The 21,426-nt window shown below is 68.3% G+C and carries 17 protein-coding genes, 1 pseudogene and 1 riboswitch; of the genes and pseudogenes, 4 read left to right on the top strand and 14 right to left on the bottom strand.

The features are described 5' to 3' along the window. Positions 1-38 precede the first annotated feature (38 nt). The 4 genes and pseudogenes from ACWPN7_RS16570 to mdh form a co-directional block, all read right to left on the bottom strand. Positions 39-2,963, bottom strand: coding sequence for a 2-oxoglutarate dehydrogenase E1 component (locus ACWPN7_RS16570; protein WP_038529616.1), 2,925 nt, complete (start codon positions 2,961-2,963; stop codon positions 39-41). A gap of 147 nt (positions 2,964-3,110) precedes the next feature. Then, positions 3,111-3,986: a succinate--CoA ligase subunit alpha gene (sucD, locus tag ACWPN7_RS16565; RefSeq protein ID WP_014241630.1), complete on the bottom strand. Its 876-nt coding sequence runs from the start codon at positions 3,984-3,986 to the stop codon at positions 3,111-3,113. 1 nt (position 3,987) lies between these two features. Further along, positions 3,988-5,184: an ADP-forming succinate--CoA ligase subunit beta gene (sucC, locus tag ACWPN7_RS16560; RefSeq protein ID WP_038529614.1), complete on the bottom strand. Its 1,197-nt coding sequence runs from the start codon at positions 5,182-5,184 to the stop codon at positions 3,988-3,990. Between the two features lie 250 nt (positions 5,185-5,434). Continuing rightward, positions 5,435-6,404 (bottom strand): annotated as a pseudogene (mdh, locus tag ACWPN7_RS16555) (malate dehydrogenase). Between the two features lie 272 nt (positions 6,405-6,676). Here mdh and ACWPN7_RS16550 point away from each other — a divergent pair. Further along, positions 6,677-7,177 carry a hypothetical protein gene (locus tag ACWPN7_RS16550; RefSeq protein WP_459198052.1) on the top strand — a complete coding sequence of 167 codons (501 nt, stop codon included), beginning with the start codon at positions 6,677-6,679 and terminating at the stop codon, positions 7,175-7,177. Positions 7,178-7,207: 30 nt separating this feature from the next. Here ACWPN7_RS16550 and ACWPN7_RS16545 read toward each other — a convergent pair whose 3' ends face one another. From ACWPN7_RS16545 to ACWPN7_RS16530, 4 genes are all read right to left on the bottom strand, one after another. Further along, entirely contained in the window at positions 7,208-8,227 is a 1,020-nt protein-coding gene (locus tag ACWPN7_RS16545; RefSeq protein ID WP_492273368.1) for a DUF2336 domain-containing protein, read from the bottom strand. 20 nt (positions 8,228-8,247) lie between these two features. Continuing rightward, complete coding sequence (locus tag ACWPN7_RS16540) at positions 8,248-8,436, bottom strand: hypothetical protein (protein WP_492273367.1); 189 nt, start codon at positions 8,434-8,436, stop codon at positions 8,248-8,250. Between the two features lie 226 nt (positions 8,437-8,662). Further along, positions 8,663-8,920, bottom strand: coding sequence for a hypothetical protein (locus ACWPN7_RS16535; RefSeq protein WP_200776564.1), 258 nt, complete (start codon positions 8,918-8,920; stop codon positions 8,663-8,665). Positions 8,921-9,038: 118 nt separating this feature from the next. After that, positions 9,039-10,607, bottom strand: a complete 1,569-nt coding sequence (locus ACWPN7_RS16530; RefSeq protein WP_459198050.1) for a lysine--tRNA ligase — start codon at positions 10,605-10,607, stop codon at positions 9,039-9,041. 143 nt (positions 10,608-10,750) lie between these two features. Between ACWPN7_RS16530 and ACWPN7_RS16525 the strand changes: the two genes are divergently transcribed. After that, complete coding sequence (locus ACWPN7_RS16525) at positions 10,751-11,074, top strand: DMT family transporter (RefSeq protein ID WP_038529606.1); 324 nt, start codon at positions 10,751-10,753, stop codon at positions 11,072-11,074. 4 nt (positions 11,075-11,078) lie between these two features. Here ACWPN7_RS16525 and ACWPN7_RS16520 read toward each other — a convergent pair whose 3' ends face one another. Both ACWPN7_RS16520 and mtgA read right to left on the bottom strand, forming a co-directional pair. Beyond that, on the bottom strand, positions 11,079-11,726 hold the full coding sequence (locus tag ACWPN7_RS16520; RefSeq protein WP_459198049.1) for a hypothetical protein: 648 nt from the start codon (positions 11,724-11,726) through the stop codon (positions 11,079-11,081). Between the two features lie 335 nt (positions 11,727-12,061). Next, positions 12,062-12,748: a monofunctional biosynthetic peptidoglycan transglycosylase gene (gene mtgA, locus ACWPN7_RS16515; protein WP_038529602.1), complete on the bottom strand. Its 687-nt coding sequence runs from the start codon at positions 12,746-12,748 to the stop codon at positions 12,062-12,064. A 118-nt stretch (positions 12,749-12,866) separates the two neighbouring features. Here mtgA and ACWPN7_RS16510 point away from each other — a divergent pair, with 118 nt between their 5' ends. Continuing rightward, a complete protein-coding gene (locus ACWPN7_RS16510) occupies positions 12,867-15,635 on the top strand; it encodes an ATP-dependent DNA helicase (protein WP_201044131.1) in 2,769 nt (922 codons plus the stop codon). A 25-nt stretch (positions 15,636-15,660) separates the two neighbouring features. Here ACWPN7_RS16510 and ACWPN7_RS16505 read toward each other — a convergent pair whose 3' ends face one another. Then, complete coding sequence (locus ACWPN7_RS16505) at positions 15,661-15,813, bottom strand: hypothetical protein (RefSeq protein ID WP_459198048.1); 153 nt, start codon at positions 15,811-15,813, stop codon at positions 15,661-15,663. Next, a complete protein-coding gene (locus tag ACWPN7_RS16500; RefSeq protein ID WP_492273366.1) occupies positions 15,789-17,339 on the bottom strand; it encodes a methyl-accepting chemotaxis protein in 1,551 nt (516 codons plus the stop codon). The genes ACWPN7_RS16505 and ACWPN7_RS16500 overlap by 25 nt, the downstream gene beginning before the upstream one ends. Positions 17,340-18,092: 753 nt before the next feature. Here ACWPN7_RS16500 and ACWPN7_RS16495 point away from each other — a divergent pair. Next, the gene (locus ACWPN7_RS16495) at positions 18,093-18,572 is read left to right on the top strand and encodes a hypothetical protein (RefSeq protein ID WP_146041881.1); all 480 of its coding nucleotides are present in this window, start codon (positions 18,093-18,095) and stop codon (positions 18,570-18,572) included. Here ACWPN7_RS16495 and ACWPN7_RS16490 read toward each other — a convergent pair. Next, positions 18,559-19,506 (bottom strand): homoserine O-succinyltransferase, encoded by a 948-nt coding sequence (locus ACWPN7_RS16490; protein WP_459198046.1) that lies wholly within the window; start codon positions 19,504-19,506, stop codon positions 18,559-18,561. The two genes, ACWPN7_RS16495 and ACWPN7_RS16490, sit on opposite strands and share 14 nt — an antisense overlap. 49 nt (positions 19,507-19,555) lie before the next feature. After that, positions 19,556-19,660: riboswitch (SAM-I-IV-variant riboswitch) on the bottom strand. Positions 19,661-19,733: 73 nt separating this feature from the next. Then, entirely contained in the window at positions 19,734-21,425 is a 1,692-nt protein-coding gene (locus ACWPN7_RS16485; RefSeq protein ID WP_459198045.1) for a methyl-accepting chemotaxis protein, read from the bottom strand. Between the last annotated feature and the right edge of the window lies 1 nt (position 21,426).

The following is a 21,426-nucleotide window of genomic DNA, read 5'->3' as shown; positions in this document are numbered from 1 at the left end:
TCCTCTCGTACTTTCTTGTTCTACGCCTGGGCGTCGAGTCAGCGGATGACGAGCGCGTCTTCCAGAAGCTTCGCCTGCTCCTGGTTGTGACGCTTGAGCAGGCCGGTGGCCGGCGACGCGGAGGCCGGACGGCCGACGTAGCTGGGGCGCGAGGCCTTGTGCTCGATCGAGGTGAGGGCGCCTTCCAGACGGCGGTCGACGAAGGCCCAGTAGCCCTGGTTCTCCGGCTCCTCCTGGCACCACACCACCTCGGCGTTCGGGTAGCGGGCGAACTCCTCGGTCAGGGCGGAGCGGGGGAACGGGTAGAGCTGCTCCAGCCGGACCAGCGCCACGTCCTTGATGCCGCGCGCGGTGCGCTCCTGCAGCAGGTCGTAATAGACCTTGCCGGTGCAGACCACGATGCGGCGGATCTGCTCGTTCGGCAGCAGGTCGGTCGCCGTCTCGCCGAGCACGCGGCGGAAGTTCGTGCCCTCGGCCAGCTCCGACAGGCTGGAGATGCACAGCTTGTGGCGCAGCAGCGACTTCGGCGTGAACAGCACCAGCGGCTTGCGGAAGGGCCGGCGCATCTGGCGGCGGAAGGCGTGGAACAGGTTCGCCGGGGTCGTCAGGTTGCAGATCTGCCAGTTGTCCTCGGCGGACATCTGCAGGAAGCGCTCCGGACGGGCCGAGGAGTGCTCCGGACCCTGGCCCTCGTAGCCGTGCGGCAGCAGCAGCACGAGGCCGGACATGCGCAGCCACTTCGACTCGCCCGACGAGAGGAACTGGTCGATGATGGTCTGGGCGGTGTTGGCGAAGTCGCCGAACTGCGCTTCCCACAGGGTCAGGCTGTGCGGCTCGGCCAGCGAGTAGCCGTATTCGAAGCCGACCACGGCCGCCTCGGACAGCGGGCTGTCATGGACCTCGAACGGGCCCTGGTCGGGGCGCAGGTGGTTCAGCGGGATGTACTTGTTCTCGTTGTTCTGGTCGTACATCACCGCGTGGCGGTGCGAGAAGGTGCCGCGGCCCGAGTCCTGGCCCGACAGGCGGACGCCGTTGCCCTCGACCAGCAGCGTGCCGTAGGCGAGCGCTTCCGCCGTCGCCCAGTCGATCCCCTCGCCGGTCTCCAGCGACTTCTTCTTGGCCTCGAGCTGACGGGCGATCTTCGAGTTGATCGCGAAGTCCTTCGGATACTCGCAGAGCTTGTTGCCAACCTCGCGCAGCACGTCGATCGCCACGCCGGTGTTGCCCTTGCGCTCGTCGTCGGTCTTCGCGGCCTCCAGGCCCGACCACTTGCCTTCCAGCCAGTCGGCCTTGTTCGGCTTGAAGGAGTTGGCGGCCTCGAACTCACCCTCCAGCTTCTTCATGAAGTCCTGGATCATCTGATCGGACTCGGCCTGGGTGAGGACGTTCTCCTCGACGAGCTGCTTGCCGTACAGCTCCCGCGTGGTCCCGTGGGCGCGGATCTTCTTGTACATCAGCGGCTGGGTGAAGCCCGGCTCGTCGCCCTCGTTGTGGCCGTGGCGGCGGTAGCAGACCATGTCGATCACCACGTCCCGCTTGAACTTCTGGCGGAATTCGGCGGCGATGCGGCTGATGTGGACGACGGACTCGGGGTCGTCGCCGTTGACGTGGAAGATCGGCGCCTGGACCATCTTCGCCATGTCCGAGCAGTAGACGCCGGACCGCGAATAGGTCGGGTTCGTGGTGAAGCCGATCTGGTTGTTGATGATGAAGTGCACGGTGCCGCCGGTGCGGTAGCCGCGCAGCTCCGACAGGCCCAGCGTCTCGGCCACGATGCCCTGGCCGGCGAAGGCGGCGTCGCCGTGGATCAGCACGCCCATGACCTGCTCGCGCTCCAGGTCGTTGCGCTGCGCCTGCTTGGCGCGCACCTTGCCCAGCACGACCGGGTTCACCCATTCCAGGTGGGACGGGTTGGCGGTCAGCGACAGGTGGACGATGTTGCCGTTGAAGTCGCGGTCCGACGAGGTGCCCAGATGGTACTTCACGTCGCCCGAGCCCTGCACGTCCTGCGGGCTGGACGGGTTGCCCTGGAACTCCGAGAAGACCGCGGCGAAGGGCTTGCCCATGAAGTTGGTCAGCATGTTCAGCCGGCCGCGGTGGGCCATGCCAACGACGACCTCCTTGAGGCCGAGCTGGCCGCCGCGCTTCAGGATCTGCTCCAGCGCGGGGATCATCGACTCGCCGCCCTCAAGGCCGAAGCGCTTGGTGCCGGTGTACTTGAGCTGCAGGAACTTCTCGAAGCCCTCGGCGGCGATCAGGCGCTCGTAGATGGCGCGCTTGCCGTTCACCGTGAAGTCGGTGTGGTTGCGCCCACCCTCGATGCGCTCCTGGATCCACGCCTTCTCTTCGGGGTCCTGGATGTGCATGAACTCGACGCCGATGTTCCCGCAGTAGGTCTTCTGCAGGATCTCCAGGATCTGGCGCAGCGACGCCGTCTCCAGGCCCAGCGAATAGTTCAGGAAGATCGGGCGGTCCATGTCGCCCGGGCCGAAGCCGTAGGTCGCCGGATCGAGTTCCGGGTGCGGCTCGCGCTTCTCGAGACCCAGCGGGTCGAAATGCGCGTTCATGTGGCCGCGCACGCGGTAGACGCGGATGAGCATCAGCGCGCGGATGCTGTCGAGCGTCGCGGCGCGCAGCTGCTGGTGGCTGATGCCGCCATAGACCTGCTGGGCGTGGGCGACGAGGCCGCCGTTGCCGTTGGTCGCGGCCGGGGCGCCGATGCTTTCCAGCGAGGCGGCGATGGGGTCGAGCGCGCCGTTGGCGAGCGTGCCCTCCTCCAGGCTCCAGGACGGGCCGTTCAGCTCGTTCAGGACGGCGCGGGAGTCGTCGTCCAGCTCCCTGAAGAAGCCGTTCCAGCTCGAATCCACCGAGGAGGGGTCCTTCAGGAAGCGCGCGTACAACTCCGCGACATATTCGGCGTTCGAGCCGAACAGGAACGAGGTCTTCTCCAGATTAGCGGACATATGTTTGCCTCGGGCGTTTGCCCGGTTCCCTCAGAGAGTTTTTTTGCTTGTCGCTGGGCTCCGAGCGGCCCCGGATCTCCGGAAGGAGACACGGGGCCGCCGGTCCTTCGGCAGTGGGCGGGAATATGGGGTCCCGCCCCCGCTTTATCAGCCCTTGAAGACCTTGAGCATGGTGGAACCCAGGCTCGCGGGGCTGTCGGCGACGGCGATGCCGACGGACTTCATGAACTCGATCTTGAAGTCCGCGGTGTCGTTGCCGCCGGAGATCACCGCGCCGGCGTGGCCCATGCGGCGGCCCGGAGGCGCGGTGCGTCCGGCGATGAAGCCGACGACCGGCTTCTTGGTCCCGGAGTCGCGGATGAACTCCGCGCCCTTGACCTCGGCGTCGCCGCCGATCTCGCCGATCATGATGATGCCCTCGGTCTCCGGGTCCTTCAGGAACAGCTCCAGGCTGTCCACGAAGTTCGTCCCGTTCACCGGGTCGCCGCCGATGCCGATGCAGGTCGTCTGGCCCAGCCCCGCCGCGGTGGTCTGCGCCACCGCCTCGTAGGTCAGCGTCCCCGAGCGCGAGACGATGCCGATCTTGCCGCGCTTGTGGATGTGGCCCGGCATGATGCCGATCTTGCACTCGTCGGGCGTGATGATGCCCGGGCAGTTCGGCCCGATCAGCCGGGTCTTGGAGTTGCCCAGCGCCCGCTTGACGCGCACCATGTCGAGCACCGGGATGCCCTCGGTGATGCACACCACCAGCGGGATCTCGGCGTCGATCGCCTCCAGGATGGCGTCGGCGGCGAAGGGCGGCGGCACGTAGATGACGCTGGCGTTGGCGCCGGTCTTCTCGACCGCGTCGGCCACCGTGTCGAAGACCGGCAGGTCGAGGTGCTTGGTGCCGCCCTTGCCCGGGGTGACGCCGCCGACCATCTTGGTGCCGTAGGCGATCGCCTGCTCGGAATGGAAGGTGCCCTGGGCGCCGGTGAAGCCCTGGCAGATCACCTTCGTGTTCTTATCGACGAGAACAGCCATCTTACGCGGCCTCCTTCACGGCCTTGACCACCTTGTCGGCGGCGTCGGCGAGGTTGTCGGCCGAGAGGATCGGCAGACCGGACTCGCTGAGGATCTTCTTGCCCAGCTCGACGTTCGTGCCTTCCAGACGGACGACCAGCGGAACGTGCAGGTGCACCTCGCGGGCCGCCGCGACCACGCCTTCGGCGATGACGTCGCAACGCATGATGCCGCCGAAGATGTTGACCAGGATGCCTTCGACGTTCGGGTCGGAGAGGATCAGCTTGAAGGCCGCGGTGACGCGCTCCTTCGTGGCGCCGCCGCCGACATCGAGGAAGTTGGCCGGCTCGCCGCCGTACAGCTTGATGATGTCCATGGTCGCCATCGCCAGGCCGGCGCCGTTGACCATGCAGCCGATGTTGCCGTCCAGCTTGACGTAGTTGAGGCTGTGCTTGGCCGCCTCGATCTCGGCCGGATCTTCCTCGGCCTCGTCGCGCAGCTCCTCGACGTCCTTGTGACGGAACAGGGCGTTGTCGTCGAAGCTCATCTTGGCGTCGAGCGCCAGGATCTCGCCCGAGCCGGTGACGATCAGCGGGTTGATCTCGACGATCGCGCAGTCCAGGTCAACGAAGGCCTGATAGGCGGCGACGATGAACTTGGCGGCGGCGGAGACCTGCTTGCCCTCGAGGCCCAGCGCGAAGGCGACCTTGCGGGTGTGGTAGCCCTGGATGCCGGTGGCCGGGTCGATGGCGACCTTGACGATCTTCTCCGGCGTGTTGTGGGCGACCTCCTCGATCTCCATGCCGCCCTCGGTGGACGCCATGATGGTGACGCGGCCGGTGGCGCGGTCGGTCAGCATGCCGAGATACAGCTCGCGCTTGATGTCGGCGCCTTCCTCGACGTAGAGGCGCTTGACCTCGCGGCCTTCCGGCCCGGTCTGCTTGGTGACCAGCACGTGGTTCAGCATCTCGCCGGCGTTCTTGCCGACCTCCTCGATGGACTTGACGACGCGGACGCCGCCCTTGCCCTCGGGGTTGTCCTTGAAGCGGCCGGCGCCGCGGCCGCCCGCGTGGATCTGCGACTTCACGACCCACACCGGGCCGCCCAGCTCGCGGGCGACGGTCTCGGCTTCCTGCGGGGTGTAGGCGACGCCGCCGCGGGGCACCGCGACGCCGTACTTCTTCAGCAGGCCTTTGGCCTGATACTCATGGATGTTCATCGGGCGTCCATCTGTTTTTATGGTCGGCTGACAGAGTGTGGTCGGCTGACGATGGGCGAAGATCGGGCAGGCGTTTCCTGCTGGCGGACGCGCCAGGGCACAAGTCTTCGTGAGAACGAGTCCTTCAGGAAGCCTTACGCCGGCTGGCGCGAACGTCCGCGGTCACTGTACCACCCGGCGCGGACGGTTCAACCGTCCGCGCCGGGGCGACAGGGCCGCAGGCCGTCGCGCAGGCAAAAAACAGGCCGCCTTAGGAGGCGGCCTTCTCAGCCTGCTGCTTCTTGACCACCTCGACGAGCTGCTTCACAGCGTCGACCGAGTGATCGAACATCTTCTTCTCTTCCTCGGAGAGATCGATCTCGATGATCTTCTCGACGCCACCGGCGCCGATGATCGTCGGGACGCCGACGTAGAGGTCGTTCTGGCCGTACTGGCCGGTCAGGTAGGCGGCGACCGGAACGACGCGCTTCTGGTCCTTCAGGTAGGACTCGGCCATCTGGATGGCGGAGGCGGCCGGGGCGTAGAAGGCCGAGCCGGTCTTCAGCAGCTTGACGATCTCCGCACCTCCGTCGCGGGTGCGCTGCACGATGGCGTCCAGCTTCTCCTGCGTGGTCCAGCCCATCTTGACCAGATCCGGCAGCGGGATGCCGGCGACGGTCGAGTAGCGCACGAGCGGGACCATGGTGTCGCCGTGGCCGCCCAGCACGAAGGCGGTGACGTCCTCAACCGACACCTTGAACTCGTCGGCCAGGAAGTAGCGGAAGCGGGCCGAGTTCGAGCACGCCGGCCATGCCGACGACGCGCTCCGGCGGGAGGCCGGAGGCCTGCTGGAGCACCCACACCATCACGTCCAGCGGGTTCGTGATGACGATGACGAAGGCGTTCGGGGCGTACTTCTTGATGTTCTCGCCGACAGTCTGGCAGACGCCGGTGTTGATGCCGATCAGGTCGTCGCGGCTCATGCCCGGCTTGCGCGGCACGCCGGCGGTGACGATCACCACGTCGGCGCCTTCGATGACCGAATAGTCGTTGCCGCCGCTGAGCTTGGCGTTGAAGCCTTCGACCGGCGAGGTCTCAGCCAGGTCGAGGGCCTTGCCCTCCGGCATGCCTTCAGCGATGTCGAACAGGACGACGTCGCCGAGTTCCTTCTGGGCAGCGAGCAGAGCCAGCGTGCCGCCAATCTGGCCGGCGCCGACGAGCGCAATCTTCTTGCGAGCCATGGAGCGTTTCCCTAAGCGTGAGCGTCCCCCATTCAGCGGAGGACAGAACCGATTGAGTGTAGCGTCCTAGGGGTCCAGCGCCCTGAGATTTCGAGGGCGGTTCCTAGCGCGATTCCGGCCCGAGAGCAAGCGTGACCGCAAGCACGGGGCACGGAACTGTGCAATCGATTACGGCGAATGGCCGGAACGGCAAACAGGAATTTGGCGTTCCGGGTGCGGCGCACTATTCTTTGGATAGGTTTTCAAGGCCGTTCGGGATGGGGGGAAGAACCATGATTCGCTTTGCACCGGCATTTTGCCTGACCGTGACGCTGGCCCTGGGAAGCGGTGGCGCGGCCTTGGGACAAACCGTCGCAGACTATGAGGCCGCTCTGGCCAAGGCTCCGTTGGCCAGTGCGCCGTTGAACGAGGCGGCGGCCGGCGCTCCGGCGGCCACTGCGGCGGATACCCCGTCGGCCACCGACATCCTGTATTGCCGGCCCGTGTCGAACTATGTGTACACCTCCGTTCCACCGGGGGAGCGCAGCGGCATCGTGGTGCCCTTGGTGGCCTTCGACGGGCCTGCCGACCCGGCGACCCTGCGCAAGCGCGCCCTGTGCGAGACCGTGCGCCGGATGGCGGTGATCCAGTTCGATTCCGGGTCGGGCGAGGAGATCGTCACCCCGCCGCAGTTGATCGACACCGACCCGTCGCGCCCGCTGTATCAGAACGATCCGACGCTGGCGCCCGACACGCGGCGCGCCCCGGCCCGCCGGCCGCTGGAAATCCAGTAAGGGACATTTCGGGGACAGCGCTCCGCGGCGTCAGGAACGGACGCCGTAGAGCGCGAGGTGACGGGTCATGTCCGCCGCGGGCAGCGGGTAGTCAGTGCCCTGGCGGGCGTTCAGCACGGCGCGCGGCGGGATGCCGGCGGCACGGACCTGCACCCGCATGGCGCAACGCATCGAATAGCCCGCGCGCCAGACCAGGGCGGTAACGGCGCGGGCATCGCCGGACCGCAGGATGTCGTCCACGATTCCCGGATGGACGGCGGCGCGCAGGGCCAGGGCGGCGCGGACGAAGTCCGTTTCCTCCCAGGACAGGGCGTCGCCCAGCGCCGTCTCGTCCAAGGCGCCCTGCCGGTGCAGGCGGACGGCGCGGCGCCCCGGCGACTCGGCGGGATCGCGCCCTTCGATCCAGGCGACGCGGCGGCGGGTCACGGCGGCGACCTCCGCCGCGGTGACCGCGTCCAGATCGGTGCGGCGGCGCAGCAGGTCGGCCACCGAGTTGTCGACGAACTCCGCCAGCCGCAGGGCCAGCCGTTGCGACAGGGCGGGGCGGCTGGCCAGCTTGGCCTGCCAGTCTGGATGGCCGCCCGACCGCTCCACCAGATCCTCCAGCCGGTCTTCGGGGATGACCGCGCCGTCGTTGTCCAGCAGGACGCCCGTGGCCTCCGCATCGCCCGTGTCGACGATGGCGCAGGACAGCGGCGCGCTGACCGCCGGCCGCCGCGCGATGGCCGACAGCGCCCAGCCCGCGGGGTGGCTGGCGATGATCTCCAGCAGGTCGTCGTCGGTCAGGGTGGCGCAGCAATGGAGGATCGGCTCCGCCACCGAGCGTTCGACATCGCGGGCCAGCGTGCGCGCCACGGCGGGCGGGGCGCAGGCGACGTCCTTCAGAGCCCCGGCCAGCGCCGTCCGCACATGGGCCGCATGATCGCGGGCCAGTCGCTCCAGCGTCCGCAGGGCGGTGGCGGTGGCCTTGTCCTGGCGGTCCGGGGGCAGGTCGGGCAGCAGCCGGCACAGCTTGCGCGCCAGATGCGCGCGGACTCCGGCATCGCCCATCCCGGCCCGCCGCGATTCGATCAGCGCCGTGCCGACGCGGCGGCGGGCCGGTTCCGGCGCAGGAGGAGCGGGGGAGAATCGTCGAACAGATAGCCGAGCAGCTCCGGGTCCACCCCGTTGTCCGCGGAGGAGTCTTCCCGCGGCGCCGAGCGGGCCGCGCCGGGACGGTCGTCCTCTTGATCGGAGTGGGGGGCCTGACGTGGCTGCATCCGGATATCCAACGACGCGCCGGTTAACGGGCCGCTAATGGAGCCGAACTTGTCATCGGCGCCCGCCCTGCGCAACCATACCCTGCGCCGCCAGCCATGCCGGCGGCCAGCCATGTCAAAGCGTCGAAAGGCCGAGGTGGAAAAGAAAAAGGGCCGCAACCCGGTTGGGATGCGGCCTTGAAGAGTTTAGGGAGGAAACGCACTGCAAAAGCAGTAACGGGGCGGATCATAGGCTTTGACCTTGGCGGATGGTAATACCAAGTTGGTATTGGTGCGGTGCGGCGTGCGCATGGCGATGCGGGATTAAAATGTTGTTTGCCCAGCGGGTGGGCAGGATTTCGACCGTTTGCACACATTCGAGCCGCATGGCCGGATGATGGAAATGCAAACGATCAGACCGGGAATATTGTTTGGGACCGGAACGGTAACGGGTGAAGTCTCGCCGAATGCTGAGCGACATCCATCCGGGCACGCTGTGGAACACCGCCTCCCTTGGGCGCGGTTTGTGCGTTCGACGAATTGTTCGTGAGATTGCCGGGCCGCTGGGAAAGCCCTCCCCCGCGGCGGTCCGCGGCGCGGGGGAGGGGAAAAGAAGACGGTGCTCAGGCGGCCAGCTTCTCGCGGATCAGGGTCTTGGTTTCGTCCAGGCCGTAGAGCTGGATGAAGGAGCCCATGCGCGGGCCGGTGGTCTGGCCGAGCAGCACCTCGTAGAGCGCCTGGAACCAGGCGCGCAGCTCGGTGAAGCCATGCTCCTTGCCGACGGCGAAGACCTCGTTCTGGATGACGTCGCCCGCCGCGTCGGCGGGGATGGTGTCCAGACGCTTCAGCAGGTCCTCCAGCGCGGCGCGCTCGGCGTCGGTGGGGGCGCGGAAGCGTTTTGTCGGCTTCACCTGATCCTGGTAGTAGCGGACGGCGTAGCCGACCAGCTTGTCCAGGAAGGGGCTGTTCTCCGGCGTCGCCTCGGGCGCGTAGCGGCTGATGAAGCCCCACATCACGTCCTTGGTCTCGGCGTTCGCCGCCCCGGCGAGGTTGAGCAGCAGGTTGAAGGACACGTCCGAGCGCACCGCCGGGGCCGTGCCGTTGTGGATGTGCCAGGCCGGGTTCTCCAGCGCCTTGGCCGGCTCCTCCACCGGCAGCTTGGCGACGAAGGCCAGATACTCGTCCACCGCCCGCGGGATCACGTCGAAATACAGGCGCTTGGCCGACTTCGGCTTCTGGAACATGTAGAGGGCGAGGCTCTCCGGCGGGGCGTAGGCCAGCCACTCCTCCATGGTCAGGCCGTTGCCCTTGGACTTGGAGATCTTCTGTCCCTTGTCATCCAGGAACAGCTCGTAATTGAAGCCCTGCGGCGGGGTGCCGCCGAGGATGTTGACGATCTTCCCGGCCAACTCGGCCGACGGGATCAGGTCCTTGCCGTACATCTCGTAATCGACGCCCAGCGCGTACCAGCGCATGCCCCAGTCGGGCTTCCACTGGAGCTTCACATGGCCGCCGGTGACGGGGACCTCGACCTTTTTGCCGTCCTCGTCCTGGAAGACGATGGTGCCGGCGTCCACGTCGCGCTCCAGCACCGGGACCTGCAGCACGCGCCCCGTGGAGGGGGAGACGGGCAGGAACGGGCTGTAGGTCTGCTGGCGCTCCTCGCCCAGGGTCGGCAGCATGACGGCCATGATCTCGTCATAGCGCCGCAGCACGCCGAGCAGCGCCTCGTCGAAGCGGCCCGACTTGTACCAGTCGGTGGAGGACTGGAACTCGTACTCGAAGCCGAAGCTGTCGAGGAAGGCGCGCAGCCGCGCGTTGTTGTGCGCGCCGAAGCTGTCGTGCGTGCCGAACGGGTCCGGGACCTGGGTCAGCGGCTTGCCGAGGCTGGCGGCCACCAGTTCCTTGTTCGGGATGTTGTCCGGGACCTTGCGCAGCCCGTCCATGTCGTCGGAGAAGCAGAACAGCTTCGTCGGGATGTCGCTCATCCGCTGGAAGGCCTGACGGACCATGGTGGTGCGCGCCACCTCGCCGAAGGTGCCGATGTGCGGCAGGCCCGACGGACCGTAGCCGGTCTCGAACAGGACGTAGCCTTTGGCCGGCGGCTCTTTCGCGAAGCGCGCGACCAGTTTGCGCGCCTCCTCGAACGGCCACGCCTTCGCCTGCAACGCCAATTCCCGCTCGCCGGTCATGGTAGAGCCCCTTCAAAACTCGACGGAAGTGTAGAAAGGCAGCGACCCTAGGGCGCAGCGCGCCGTCCGTCAACGGGCGCCGCGCTTGTCCGTCCTACGGTTTGCGCGCATTTCTGGAAGATGATCATCCGTCGAGGACCCGCATGAGCTGGCTGTTTCTGTCCGTCGCCATCGCCTTCGAGATCGTGGGCACCGTCGCCATGAAGATGTCCGACGGCATGACCCGCCTGTGGCCCAGCCTGGCGGTGGTGGCCTGCTATCTGGTGGCCTTCGCGATGCTGGCCCAGGCGCTGCGCGAGATCGAGGTGGGCGTGGCCTACGCCATCTGGTCGGCGGTCGGCACCGCGGCCATCGCGGCGATCGGGATTTGGGTGTTCGGCGAGTCGCTGAACTTCCTGAAGCTGGCGGGGATATTGCTGATCGTCGCTGGGGTGGTGAGCCTCCGGATGTCGGGGGGCGGGGCGTAGATCCTCATGCCCGGATGTCGAGCGCCCTGATCTGGGGAGACGGGCCGGGGCCGGCCGCGACCGCCGGCACGCCGTCGCGGAACAAAGGCATGTCCTTCAGATCCTTGACATAGCCGCCGGTGGCGACGGACTCGGGCGACTTGTCCTTGAGGCGGTCCATCGCGCCCTTGATCATGGCGACCAGCGGGTTCTCGCTGTCGAGATCGTCCGGTTCCCGGCCGCTGCTCCGCATCGTCTGCTCGTAGCCGAACTGGTTGGCGGCGCGTTGGACCGCCCAGTTGGCCGAGCCCTTCTCCTCGTCGCTGACGCCCTCCAGGAAGGCGACACCGGCTCGGAAGCGGGCGGCGAGATCGTTGCCTGTCGGGTCCGCGGCCATCATGGCCTGCCCCTGCTGCTGCGACATGATGGATTGGGCGGTGTCCTGCTCGTCTTTGGAGAAGCTGCCGTCGCTGTTGCTGGCGATGGCGAAGAGGGCGCGACGGTCGAGCCCGCCATAGACGGTGTCCCAGCTTTCCTGAGTGGCGTGCATGTAGTCCATCGGCTTGCCGTTCGCGGCCAATTCCGCGTATTTGGCGTCGATGGCCGCCCGCGTGTCCTTGGCGACGGTCGCGAAATCTTTCTTTCCCGCGGTCTGGGTCGCCGTCTGGGTCACCAGGGACGCCTGAGCCGTCTCCGACAGCGTAACGACCGCAGCGGTATCGCGCGCGCCGTCGGAGGGGGGGCCGACGGTTGCTTCTTTCGCTTCCGCCGCGTGCTTGGGAGCGGACGATGTCGTGGTGGACAGAGGGGCTGGTTGCCGGACCGCACCCACCGATGGCTCCATGACGTTCATCTGACGGCTCTCCCGTTGCCGAGGTTTGCCAACGATCGAAGAATGTCGGTTAGCCGAATCACTCCGTCGCCCGGCATGGCATTCAGATCAGATTACCACCGGCTGTATTTGTGGTCGACAAGCAAGTTTTCAGGTTGAAATGCGGCAGTCTAAGATTAGCGCGCGCAATCGGCCAGCCCGTCCCGCTCCACCACCGCCATGCGCCGTTCGATGACCCCCGCCCGCCGCGCCACGTAGGCGCCGGGCGGGTTCGGGGACCAGTTGCGCGGATTGGGCAGGACGACGGCCAGCAGGGCGGCCTCGCGGCGGGTCAGGGCCGATGCCGGCTTCTTGAAATGGTGGCGGGCGGCGGCCTCGGCGCCGTAGACGCCGTCGCCCCACTCCACGATGTTCAAATAGACCTCCAGGATGCGGCTCTTCGGCCACAGCGTCTCGATCAGCAGGGTGAACCACGCCTCGATGCCCTTGCGGGTCCAACTGCGGTCCGGCCAGAGGAAGGCGTTCTTGGCGGTCTGCTGGCTGATCGTGCTGCCGCCGCGCAGGCGCCGGCCCTCCTCGTTGTCTTCGAAGGCGCCTTCGATGGCCGCCCAGTCGAAGCCGCCATGGCCGCAGAACAGCGTGTCCTCCGACGCGATGACCGCGCGGGCGAGGTGGGGAGACATCTGCGACAGGGGCACCCAGTCGTGCGCCAGCCCGGACCCTCCGGCGGCGCGGATCAGCATCAGGGGCGTGGCCGGCACCGGCACCACGCGGTAGAGCGCCACCCAGCCGACGCTGAAGGCCACCAGGGCGACGGCCAGGGCCATCAGGAGTCTCAGCAGACGCCGGACCGGAAACCGCATGCGCTCGACCTCTCCTCTGCGACGCTCAAGGACGGGGGAGCACTTTCGAGGGGGCGGGCCGATCGGTCAACACGGGTTTGCTCGCATTGCGGCGGCGGGGACCACTATACTGCGCGCCATGGATCTGACCTCGGCGCCTTCCCTCCCGTCCTTCAGCCTCGATGACGCGCCGGCCCTGGTCGCCGGCGCGCGGCGCGTGGTCCTGCTGACCGGTGACGGCGAGGTGGAGGAATTGCCGCCCGCCGCCGCGGCGAAGCGGGCGCGCCGCCAGCCGCCGCTGGTCTGCCACGCGCGGGCGATGGCGCGGCGGCTGGGGACGGAGCCCTTCGCCGCCTTCGACCTGCTGGAGCTGTTCGCCTTCGTCCTGCCCGCCCGCTTCTGCGTGCCGACCCCGCGCGGTCTGGCCGAGGCGCTGGACCTGCCGATCCCCGACGGGCTGGAGGACGACGCGCTGGCCCTGCACCGGGCGGTGCGCAAGCTGCTTGGCCTGCTGGGCGCGCCGGGGCGGGAGGAGGCGTCCGACCCCGTGGCCTTCGCCTGGGAGATGGGGCGCGCCGGCTGGCTGTGGGCGCCCGCCGTTCTGGCCGCGCTGGGCAAGCCGGACGGGCCGGAAAAGGGCGCCGCCCGCGCCGGCCTGCGCGTCTGGACCCGCATCAAGGAGTGGCAGGACGGCCCGCCCGAGCCGCCGCCCGCCCACCACCCGGTGGAGCCGGACGAGGCGCGCCGCCGGCTGTCGGTGATGCTGGCGGCCAGCGTGCCCGGCAAGGTGGCCGAGCCGCGCCCGCAGCAGGCCGACTACGCCAGCGCGGTGTCCGCCGCCTTCGCCCCGCGCCCCGCCCCCGACACGCCGAACGTCGTGCTGGCGGAGGCCGGAACGGGCGTCGGCAAGACGCTGGGCTATCTGGCGCCGGCCACGGTGTGGGCGGAGAAGAACGGCGGCACAGTGTGGATCTCCACCTACACCCGCAACCTCCAGCACCAGATCGACGCGGAGCTGGACCGCCTCTACCCCGAGCCGGCGACCAAGGCGCGCAAGGTCGTGCTGCGCAAGGGCCGGGAAAATTACCTGTGCCTGCTGAACCTGGAGGAGGCGGTGCGCGGCATGCCGATGCAGCCGCACCACGCCATCGGCGTGGGGCTGATGGCGCGCTGGGCCGCGGCGACCCGCGACGGCGACCTGACCGGCGGCGACTTTCCCGGCTGGCTGGTCGACATCGCCGGGCGCGGGCGGACGCTGGGCCTCGCCGACCGGCGGGGCGAGTGCATCTACTCCGCCTGCGACCATTACGCCCGCTGCTACATCGAGAAGAGCGTGCGCCGCGCCCGCAAGGCCGACGTGGTGATCGCCAACCACGCGCTGGTCATGGTGCAGGCGGCCCTCGGCGGCGGCGAGGAGCCGACCCTGCCCACGCGCTACGTCTTCGACGAGGGGCACCATGTCTTCGACGCGGCGGACAGCGCCTTCGCCGGGCATCTGACCGGGCGCGAGACCCAGGAGCTGCGGCGCTGGCTGCTGGGCGCCGAGGAGACGGGGCGCAGCCGCGCCCGCGGGCTGAAGCGCCGCATCGAGGATCTGGTCGCCAGCGACGAACCGGCGCAGGAGCTGATGGACGCGGTGATGCTGGGCGCCCGCGTCCTGCCGGCGGAGGGTTGGGCGGCGCGGCTGTCCGCCGACAACCCGCAGGGGCCGACCGAGGCCTTCCTGCTCGCCGCGCGGCGGCAGGTCTATTCGCGCACGGCGGGGCAGGGCGGCCCCTACAGCCTGGAGGCCGACAAGGCCTACCCGGTGGACGGGCTGCTCGACGCCGCGGAGGCATTGGAGGCGGCGCTGGTCCGGCTGGCGGAGCCGCTGGCCGGGCTGGCCAAGCGGCTGGCGGCAAGGCTGGAGGACGAGACGGCGGAGCTGGACAGCGACCAGCGGCGGCGAATCGACGCCATGGCGCGCAGCCTGACCCGGCGCGGCGTCCTGACGGTCGAGGCGTGGCGGGCCATGCTGAAGACCCTGCCGGTGGAGACGCCGGCGCAGTTCGTGGACTGGTTCGCGGTGGAGCGGATCGACGGGCGCGACGTCGACGTCGGGCTCTACCGCCACTGGATCGACCCGACCGTGCCCTTTGCCGAGGCGCTGGCCGGGCCGGCGCACGGCATGGTGGTCACCTCCGCCACGCTGACCGACGGCACCGGCGACACCGCCATGGACTGGCAGGCGGCGGAGGACCGCTGCGGCGCCAGCCATTTGCCGAAGCCGGCGCTGCGCGCCCAGGTGCCGTCGCCCTTCGACTATCCCAACCGCACGCGGGTGATGGTGGTCACCGACGTGCGCAAGGACGATCTGGGGCAGGTGGCGTCGGCCTACCGCACGCTGTTCCAGGCGGCGGGCGGCGGGGGCTTGGGGCTGTTCACCGCGATCAGCCGGCTGCGCGCCGTCTATGACCGCATCGTGGAGCCGCTGGACGCCACCGGCATCCCGCTCTACGCCCAGCATGTCGACCCGCTGGACGTGGCGACCCTGATCGACATCTTCCGGGGGGAGGAGCACGCCTGCCTGCTCGGCACCGACGCGGTGCGTGACGGGGTGGACGTGCCGGGCCGCAGCTTGCGGCTGATCGTGTTCGACCGGGTGCCCTGGCCGCGCCCCGACATTCTGCACCGCGCCCGGCGCGACGCCTTCGGACGGCGGCGCTACGAGGACATGATCGCGCGGTTGCGGCTGAAGCAGGCCTTCGGCCGGCTGGTGCGGCGGGCCGACGACACCGGGGTGTTCGTTCTGCTCGACCCGATGATGCCGAGCCGCCTGTTCGGCGCCTTCCCCGAGGGCGTGGAGGTCCGCCGCGTCGGCATCAAGGAGGCGGTGGAGGCGACGGCGGAATTCCTGCGGGGCTGGTGAGACCCCGCAGGAACCGGACAGCGCCTCAGGCGGCGCGGATCGCCGCCAGGAAGCTCTCCACGTCGCGGCGCAGGTTCTCCGCCTGCGACGCCAGCCCGCCGGCCGCACCCAGCACCTGATGGGCGGCGGCCCCGGTGGTGCCGGCGGCCTCGGTCACCTGGGCGATGTTGCTGGACACCTCGCGCGTGCCGATCGCCGCCTGCTGGACGTTGCGCGAGATCTCGTTGGTCGCCGCGGCCTGCTCCTCGATCGCGGCGGCGATGGAGGTGGAGATCTCGTTGATCGCCGCGATGGTGCGGCCGATCCCCTCGATGGCGCCGACCGAGCCGGCGGTGGCTTCCTGAATCGCCTGGATCTGCGAGGCGATCTCGTCCGTCGCGCGGGCGGTCTGGTTGGCGAGCTGCTCACCTCCGACGCCACGACGGCGAAGCCCTTCCCGGCCTCGCCCGCGCGGGCCGCCTCGATGGTCGCGTTGAGCGCCAGCAGGTTGGTCTGGCCGGCGATGTTGGTGATGAGCTGCACGACGGCGCCGATGCGGTGCGCGGCGTCGGCCAGCCCGCGCACGGAGTCGGTGGTGCGCCCGGCCTCCTGCACCGCCTGTCCGGCGATGCCGGTGGAGCGGGTGACCTGCGAGCCGATCTCCCCGATGGAGCTGGACATCTCCTCCGCGGCGCTGGCGACCGTCTGCACGTTGGCGCTGGTCTGCTCCGCGGCGGCGGCGGCGTTGGCCGCCTGGTCGTTGGTCTGGCGGGCGGTGGCCGCCATGCTCTGGGCGGTGGTGTCCAGCTCGGTCGCGGCGGCGGCGACGTTGCGCAGCGCGTCGGCGACCTGCTCCTCGAAGGAGGCGATCAGCCGCTCGACCGCCTCGGTCCGCCGCAGCTTGGCAGCCTGCTCGGCGGCCTGCTCGGCGGCCAGCCGGTCGGCCTCGATCAGCCCGTCCTTGAAGACCTGGACCGCGGTGGCCATGGCGCCGATCTCGTCGCCCCGGCTGGCGAAGGGAATCGCCGTCGTCTTGTCGCCGCCGGCCAGCCGGCGCATCGCCTCGGTCATCGCGCCGATCGGCGCCGAGACGCCGCGGATCATCATCAGCGCGCCGCCCAGGCAGACGGCGATGCCGAGGAGCAGAGCGACGATGAGCATCGTGCTGGATTGGGCGTAGACGGCGTCGGCGTCGTCGCTCGCCTTGGCGGCCCCGCGGTTGTTGTGGTCGATCATGGCGTCGAGAGTCCGCCCGACCTCCTGAAAGCCTTTGTCGGCCGCATCGCGGAACAGGGCGTTGGCGGCGGCGTTCTCGTTGCGCCGCGACAGGGCGGTGATTTGACGCTGCAGCGTCAGATACTGCGCCCATTGCTGCTCGAACTGGGTGAACAGAGCGCGCCCTTCGGCGGTGCGCAGCGTCGCCTCGTAGGTCCGGCGGGCGTTGGCGATGTTGGCTTCCATCTCGTCCATCCTCTTTTCCGCCGCGGCCATTTCCGGCTCGCTGGTGCTGAGGATGTGGGCGCTTTGCAGGATGCGGAAGTTCGACACCGCGTCGTTCACCGTGTTGACCTGCACGACCCGCGGCATCCAGAAGGTGGCGATTTCCGTCGAGCTGTCGTTCACCACCGACAGCCGGTTGATTCCAAGAGCGCCAATTCCAGCGAGAAGCAGGGATAGAAACGCAAAAACGGCGAAAGTCTTTGTTCTGACGCTGATGTCATTCATGGTTTGTTTTTCTCTTTTCTGTCGTGTCGGTGGTCGGCTTCCTCGCGCTTTCACCAAAGGAGCATTTTTGTATTTTTGTTTTTCTTCGTTGAAAACGATCAATTTTGCAATGAACCGGTTGCGGCAAAATCGTTCATTGTGTGACAGTGAGGAAATGCCGCACATGCTTCCGCACACCCGGCCGCATGGGTGAGCGGATGGGCAATGCAAAAACCTACATGTTCTGCGATAAGTTGAAGGATTGGTCGGTGGCCGAGGGGCGGCCATGCGGAGAGATTCGTGGGACGCTTCCGAAGACGTCGGTCCGGAAGAAACTGGCGTCCCATAATCATCATGGCCGCCGTGCTCCCGCGAGCGGTGAAGGAGACTTCGCTACTCTACCGGTGCAGAACCTGGACGCCCTTCAGGGGGGCACGGTTTCTAGTGTCGCGTGCGGGCCTTGGCCGGCGGCCCCGCGGAGCCTGGACCGAAGGCGGAATAAATGGAGCGCACACCGAGAATGGCCATGTCGTATCCATGCGTAAAAGTGCTGCGCACCGCGTATCCCAACGTTTCTTACACGATAATATGTATCGTCGCAACATGAGAAAGCGTGCAACCGACGATTGGCCCCGCCGTGCACGGGGCGCCGTGGGAAGCAAAGTCACCTTGGAAATGGGGGATTCCTCTCCGGGCTCGGGAGAAACCGGCATGGTGCAGCTTGGGGATCGGCTCAAGGTCGTGCGCGAATTTCTCGGTGAGACACAAAAAACAATGTCACGCCGGTTCTGCCTCGGGGAGAACACGTGGCAGTCGTACGAGTTGAACGGCAAGCTCCCGAAGGGAGAGACCCTGTCGGAACTGGCCGCCCTCGGCATTGACATGAACTGGCTGCTGACCGGCCGGGGCAGCATGCGGATGGCGGCCGGCCAGCCGGAGTCCGGCGACGGCGCGCTTGCGCTCTCGCCGCGGGAGTCCGGATCGGTGCTCGACCTCGCGCTGTTGAGCGAGGCGATTGCCCTCGTGGAGCAGGGGCTGGACGACCGGGGCCGGCGCCTGTCGTCCCGCGCCAAGGGCAATCTTGTGGCGGCCCTGTACGGTCTGGCGTTGGCGGGGGAGGACGGCGGCGGGAGCGGCTCCCGTCCGCCGCGCGCCAGCCCGTCCGCCGCGGCGCATCTGCTCTGGCTCGCCTTGCAGATGGACGACGCGGTGCGGCCGGTGGAGGAGGGTGACGGGGCGGTCAGGCCGCCGTGAGGACGGCTGACCCTTCTGCCGTGCCGATGCGGGCGAGATCGAAGGGCGTCGTCTGGTAGATCCGGTTGATCCAGTTCGCGAACAGCAGATGGGCGTGGCTCCGCCACTGGTTTTCGGGCGGGAGATTCGGGTCGTCGTCTGGGAAATAGCCGTGGGGAACCGGCGTGGCCGGGTCCTTGGCGACGTCCCGGACATACTCGTTGCGCAGGGTGTCGGTGTCGTACTCGACATGGTTGAACATGTGCAGCGACCGGCGGGCGGCGTCCTCCAGCAGGCAGGGGCCGGTCTCCGGGGAATCCAGGAGCACGCGCAGGCCGCTTCCGGAAGGGATGTCCTCCTCGCGCACCTCGGTCCAGCGCGAGACCGGAATGGGCACGCCGTCGGACAGGCCGCACAGATAGGGCGAGGCGGGGGCGCGGTTGCGGTGCCGGTACACGCCGGACGCCTTGCGCGGCAGAAGATGCTTCGGCACCCCGTGGAAATGATGAACGGCGGCCTGCGCCGCCCAGCAGATGTTCAGGCAGGAATGGACGTGGCTCTGCGTCCAGTCGAAGACCGAACACAACTCGTCCCAATAGGACACCTCCTCGAAGGGCATCGTCTCGACCGGGGCGCCGGTGACGATGAAACCGTCGAATTTCTCGCGGCGCGCGTCCTCCCACGACCGGTAGAAGGCGCTCATATGGTCGGCCGCGGTGTTGCGCGGCACATGGTTGGTGATCCGGATCAGCGACAGCTCGACCTGAAGCGGCGTGCTGCCGAGAAGGCGCGCGATCTGCGTCTCGGTCCGGATCTTGTCGGGCATCAGGTTGAGCAGGCCGAAGCGCAGGGGCCGGATGTCCTGCCGGATGGCGTCGGCCTCCTGCATGACCATGACGCCCTCGGCCTGGAGGGCGGTAAAGGCGGGAAGATCGTTGGGTATCTTGATGGGCATGACTCGTCCGGCTCCGCTGTCGGTGCATCGGTCGGAACAGACGTCATGGCGAACCCCGTTTGTTTGCCGGTCCGGCCACATCCCCCTTCGGGACGCCACCTTGCTCGGGAAAGCAGGTTGGCGTTGAGCGTCCGCTCAACTCTTGATGCGCGGTGCACATTATACGGGCAGCGGCGGCTTGGCAACAGCCGCGGGACCGCTGGTGGGCGGCCCCGGTCAGCCGATCCTTACGCCGCCTTGATGGCGACGAGGAAGTTCTCCACCTCGCTCTTCAGACGCATCGCTCCCTGGTTCAGGTCGCCGGAGGCCGACATCACCTGGGTCGCGGCGCTTCCGGTTTCGGTCGCGGCCTGCGACACGCGGCCAATGTTGCTGGTCACCTCCTGAGTGCTCTGCGCCGCCTGCTGGACGTTGCGGCTGATCTCCTGGGTTGCCGCACCCTGCTCCTCGATGGCGGCGGCGATGGAGGAGGAGATGTCGTTGATCGACGAGATGGTCGCCCCGATCCCGCGGATGGCGCCGACCGCCCCGCCGGTGGCCGCCTGGATGGCGCCGATCTGCTGGGCGATCTCCTCCGTCGCCTTGGAGGTCTGGTTGGCGAGGCTCTTGACCTCGCTCGCCACGACGGCGAAGCCCTTGCCGGCCTCGCCGGCGCGGGCCGCCTCGATGGTGGCGTTGAGCGCCAGCAGGTTGGTCTGGGCGGCGATGTTCTGGATCAGGTCAACCACGTCGCCGATGCGCTGGGCCGCTTCCGACAGCCCCTGCACGGTGGCGTTGGTGCGGTCGGCCTCGTCCACCGCCTTGCCGGCGATGCCGGCCGACTGCGACACCTGCTGGGAGATCTCGGTGATGGAGGCGGCCATCTCCTCCGACGCGGCGGCGACGGTCTGCACATTGGCGGAGGTCAGTTCGGCCGCGGACGCCGCGCTGCCGGCCTCGGCCCGCGTGTGCTCGGCGATGTCGGTCATGCTGCGGGCGGTGGTGTCGAGCTGCGACGCCGCGGCGCCCACGGTCTGCAGGACGCTGTGCACCGCGCCGTCGAAGTTGCGGATCAGCGAATCGATCCGCTCGGTGCGGCGGCGCTTGTTCTCCTCCTCGGCGGCCTGGGCGGCGGTCAGGCGCTCCGCCTCGATCAGGCCGTCCTTGAAGACTTGCACCGCCCGCGCCATGGCGCCGATCTCGTCCCGGCGGGCGCCGCCTTCCACCGCGACGCCGAGGTCGCGCTTGGCCAGACGGTCCATGATGGAGGTCAGGGCGATGATGGGCCGGGCGACCGACTTCGTCATGGCGATGCCGGCAAACAGGCAGAGGACCGCCACGAAGGCGATGGCGCCCAGAATCCAGCTCTGCGCCCCGACATAGGTGGCCCGCCCCCTGTCCGCCGCCTTCGTGGCGTTCTGGACGTTGGAGGCGGTCAGCTCGTTGATGAGCGCGGAGCATCCGTCGAACGCCTTGCGTGACTCCTCCCGGTAGATGCCGGTGGCCTTCTCGTTCTCGTTGGCCCGGGAGGAGGTAAGCAGCTTGCCTTGGCTGATCTTGAGATAGCTGTCCCAGGCCGCCTCCCAGCGCTTGAAGGTCTGGGTTTCCCAACCGGGTGCCAACAGCGGTTCATACTTCCGCCGGGCCTCCGCCAAGCGGTTAAGAACCGTGGTCATTTCCTTTTCAACCTCGGCCATTTCCGCGGGGTGGAGCGCCAGGATGTGGGACGCCTCCAGGATGCGGTAATCGTTGGCCGCACCGTCAATCTCTCCGATGGCGGTGACGCTGGGCAGCCAGTTGGAGCGGATTTCCTCAGCGGCGTGGTTGACGGTGCTCAGCCGGTCAACGGCGAACAGTCCCAGGGCGACCGACATCAGCAGGACACAGACGGTGGCGGCGACCACCTTGGTCCGGATGGTCATGGAACTCAGCATGGACATG

Source organism: Azospirillum sp. UENF 312511, from assembly GCF_058780635.1.
Note: the sequence above shows the minus strand (reverse complement) of the source record. Positions and strands in the feature narration are given on the sequence as shown.

What these genes read in the sequence shown, in the direction of transcription:
- ACWPN7_RS16570 (WP_038529616.1), bottom strand. Translation starts at nt 2,963, where the DNA reads ATGTCCGCTAATCTGGAGAAGACCTCGTTCCTGTTCGGCTCGAACGCC.
- sucD (WP_014241630.1), bottom strand. Translation starts at nt 3,986, where the DNA reads ATGGCTGTTCTCGTCGATAAGAACACGAAGGTGATCTGCCAGGGCTTC.
- sucC (WP_038529614.1), bottom strand. Translation starts at nt 5,184, where the DNA reads ATGAACATCCATGAGTATCAGGCCAAAGGCCTGCTGAAGAAGTACGGC.
- ACWPN7_RS16550 (WP_459198052.1), top strand. Translation starts at nt 6,677, where the DNA reads ATGATTCGCTTTGCACCGGCATTTTGCCTGACCGTGACGCTGGCCCTG.
- ACWPN7_RS16545 (WP_492273368.1), bottom strand. Translation starts at nt 8,227, where the DNA reads ATGGGCGATGCCGGAGTCCGCGCGCATCTGGCGCGCAAGCTGTGCCGG.
- ACWPN7_RS16540 (WP_492273367.1), bottom strand. Translation starts at nt 8,436, where the DNA reads ATGCAGCCACGTCAGGCCCCCCACTCCGATCAAGAGGACGACCGTCCC.
- ACWPN7_RS16530 (WP_459198050.1), bottom strand. Translation starts at nt 10,607, where the DNA reads ATGACCGGCGAGCGGGAATTGGCGTTGCAGGCGAAGGCGTGGCCGTTC.
- ACWPN7_RS16525 (WP_038529606.1), top strand. Translation starts at nt 10,751, where the DNA reads ATGAGCTGGCTGTTTCTGTCCGTCGCCATCGCCTTCGAGATCGTGGGC.
- mtgA (WP_038529602.1), bottom strand. Translation starts at nt 12,748, where the DNA reads ATGCGGTTTCCGGTCCGGCGTCTGCTGAGACTCCTGATGGCCCTGGCC.
- ACWPN7_RS16510 (WP_201044131.1), top strand. Translation starts at nt 12,867, where the DNA reads ATGGATCTGACCTCGGCGCCTTCCCTCCCGTCCTTCAGCCTCGATGAC.
- ACWPN7_RS16500 (WP_492273366.1), bottom strand. Translation starts at nt 17,339, where the DNA reads ATGAATGACATCAGCGTCAGAACAAAGACTTTCGCCGTTTTTGCGTTT.
- ACWPN7_RS16495 (WP_146041881.1), top strand. Translation starts at nt 18,093, where the DNA reads ATGTCACGCCGGTTCTGCCTCGGGGAGAACACGTGGCAGTCGTACGAG.
- ACWPN7_RS16490 (WP_459198046.1), bottom strand. Translation starts at nt 19,506, where the DNA reads ATGCCCATCAAGATACCCAACGATCTTCCCGCCTTTACCGCCCTCCAG.
- ACWPN7_RS16485 (WP_459198045.1), bottom strand. Translation starts at nt 21,425, where the DNA reads ATGTCCATGCTGAGTTCCATGACCATCCGGACCAAGGTGGTCGCCGCC.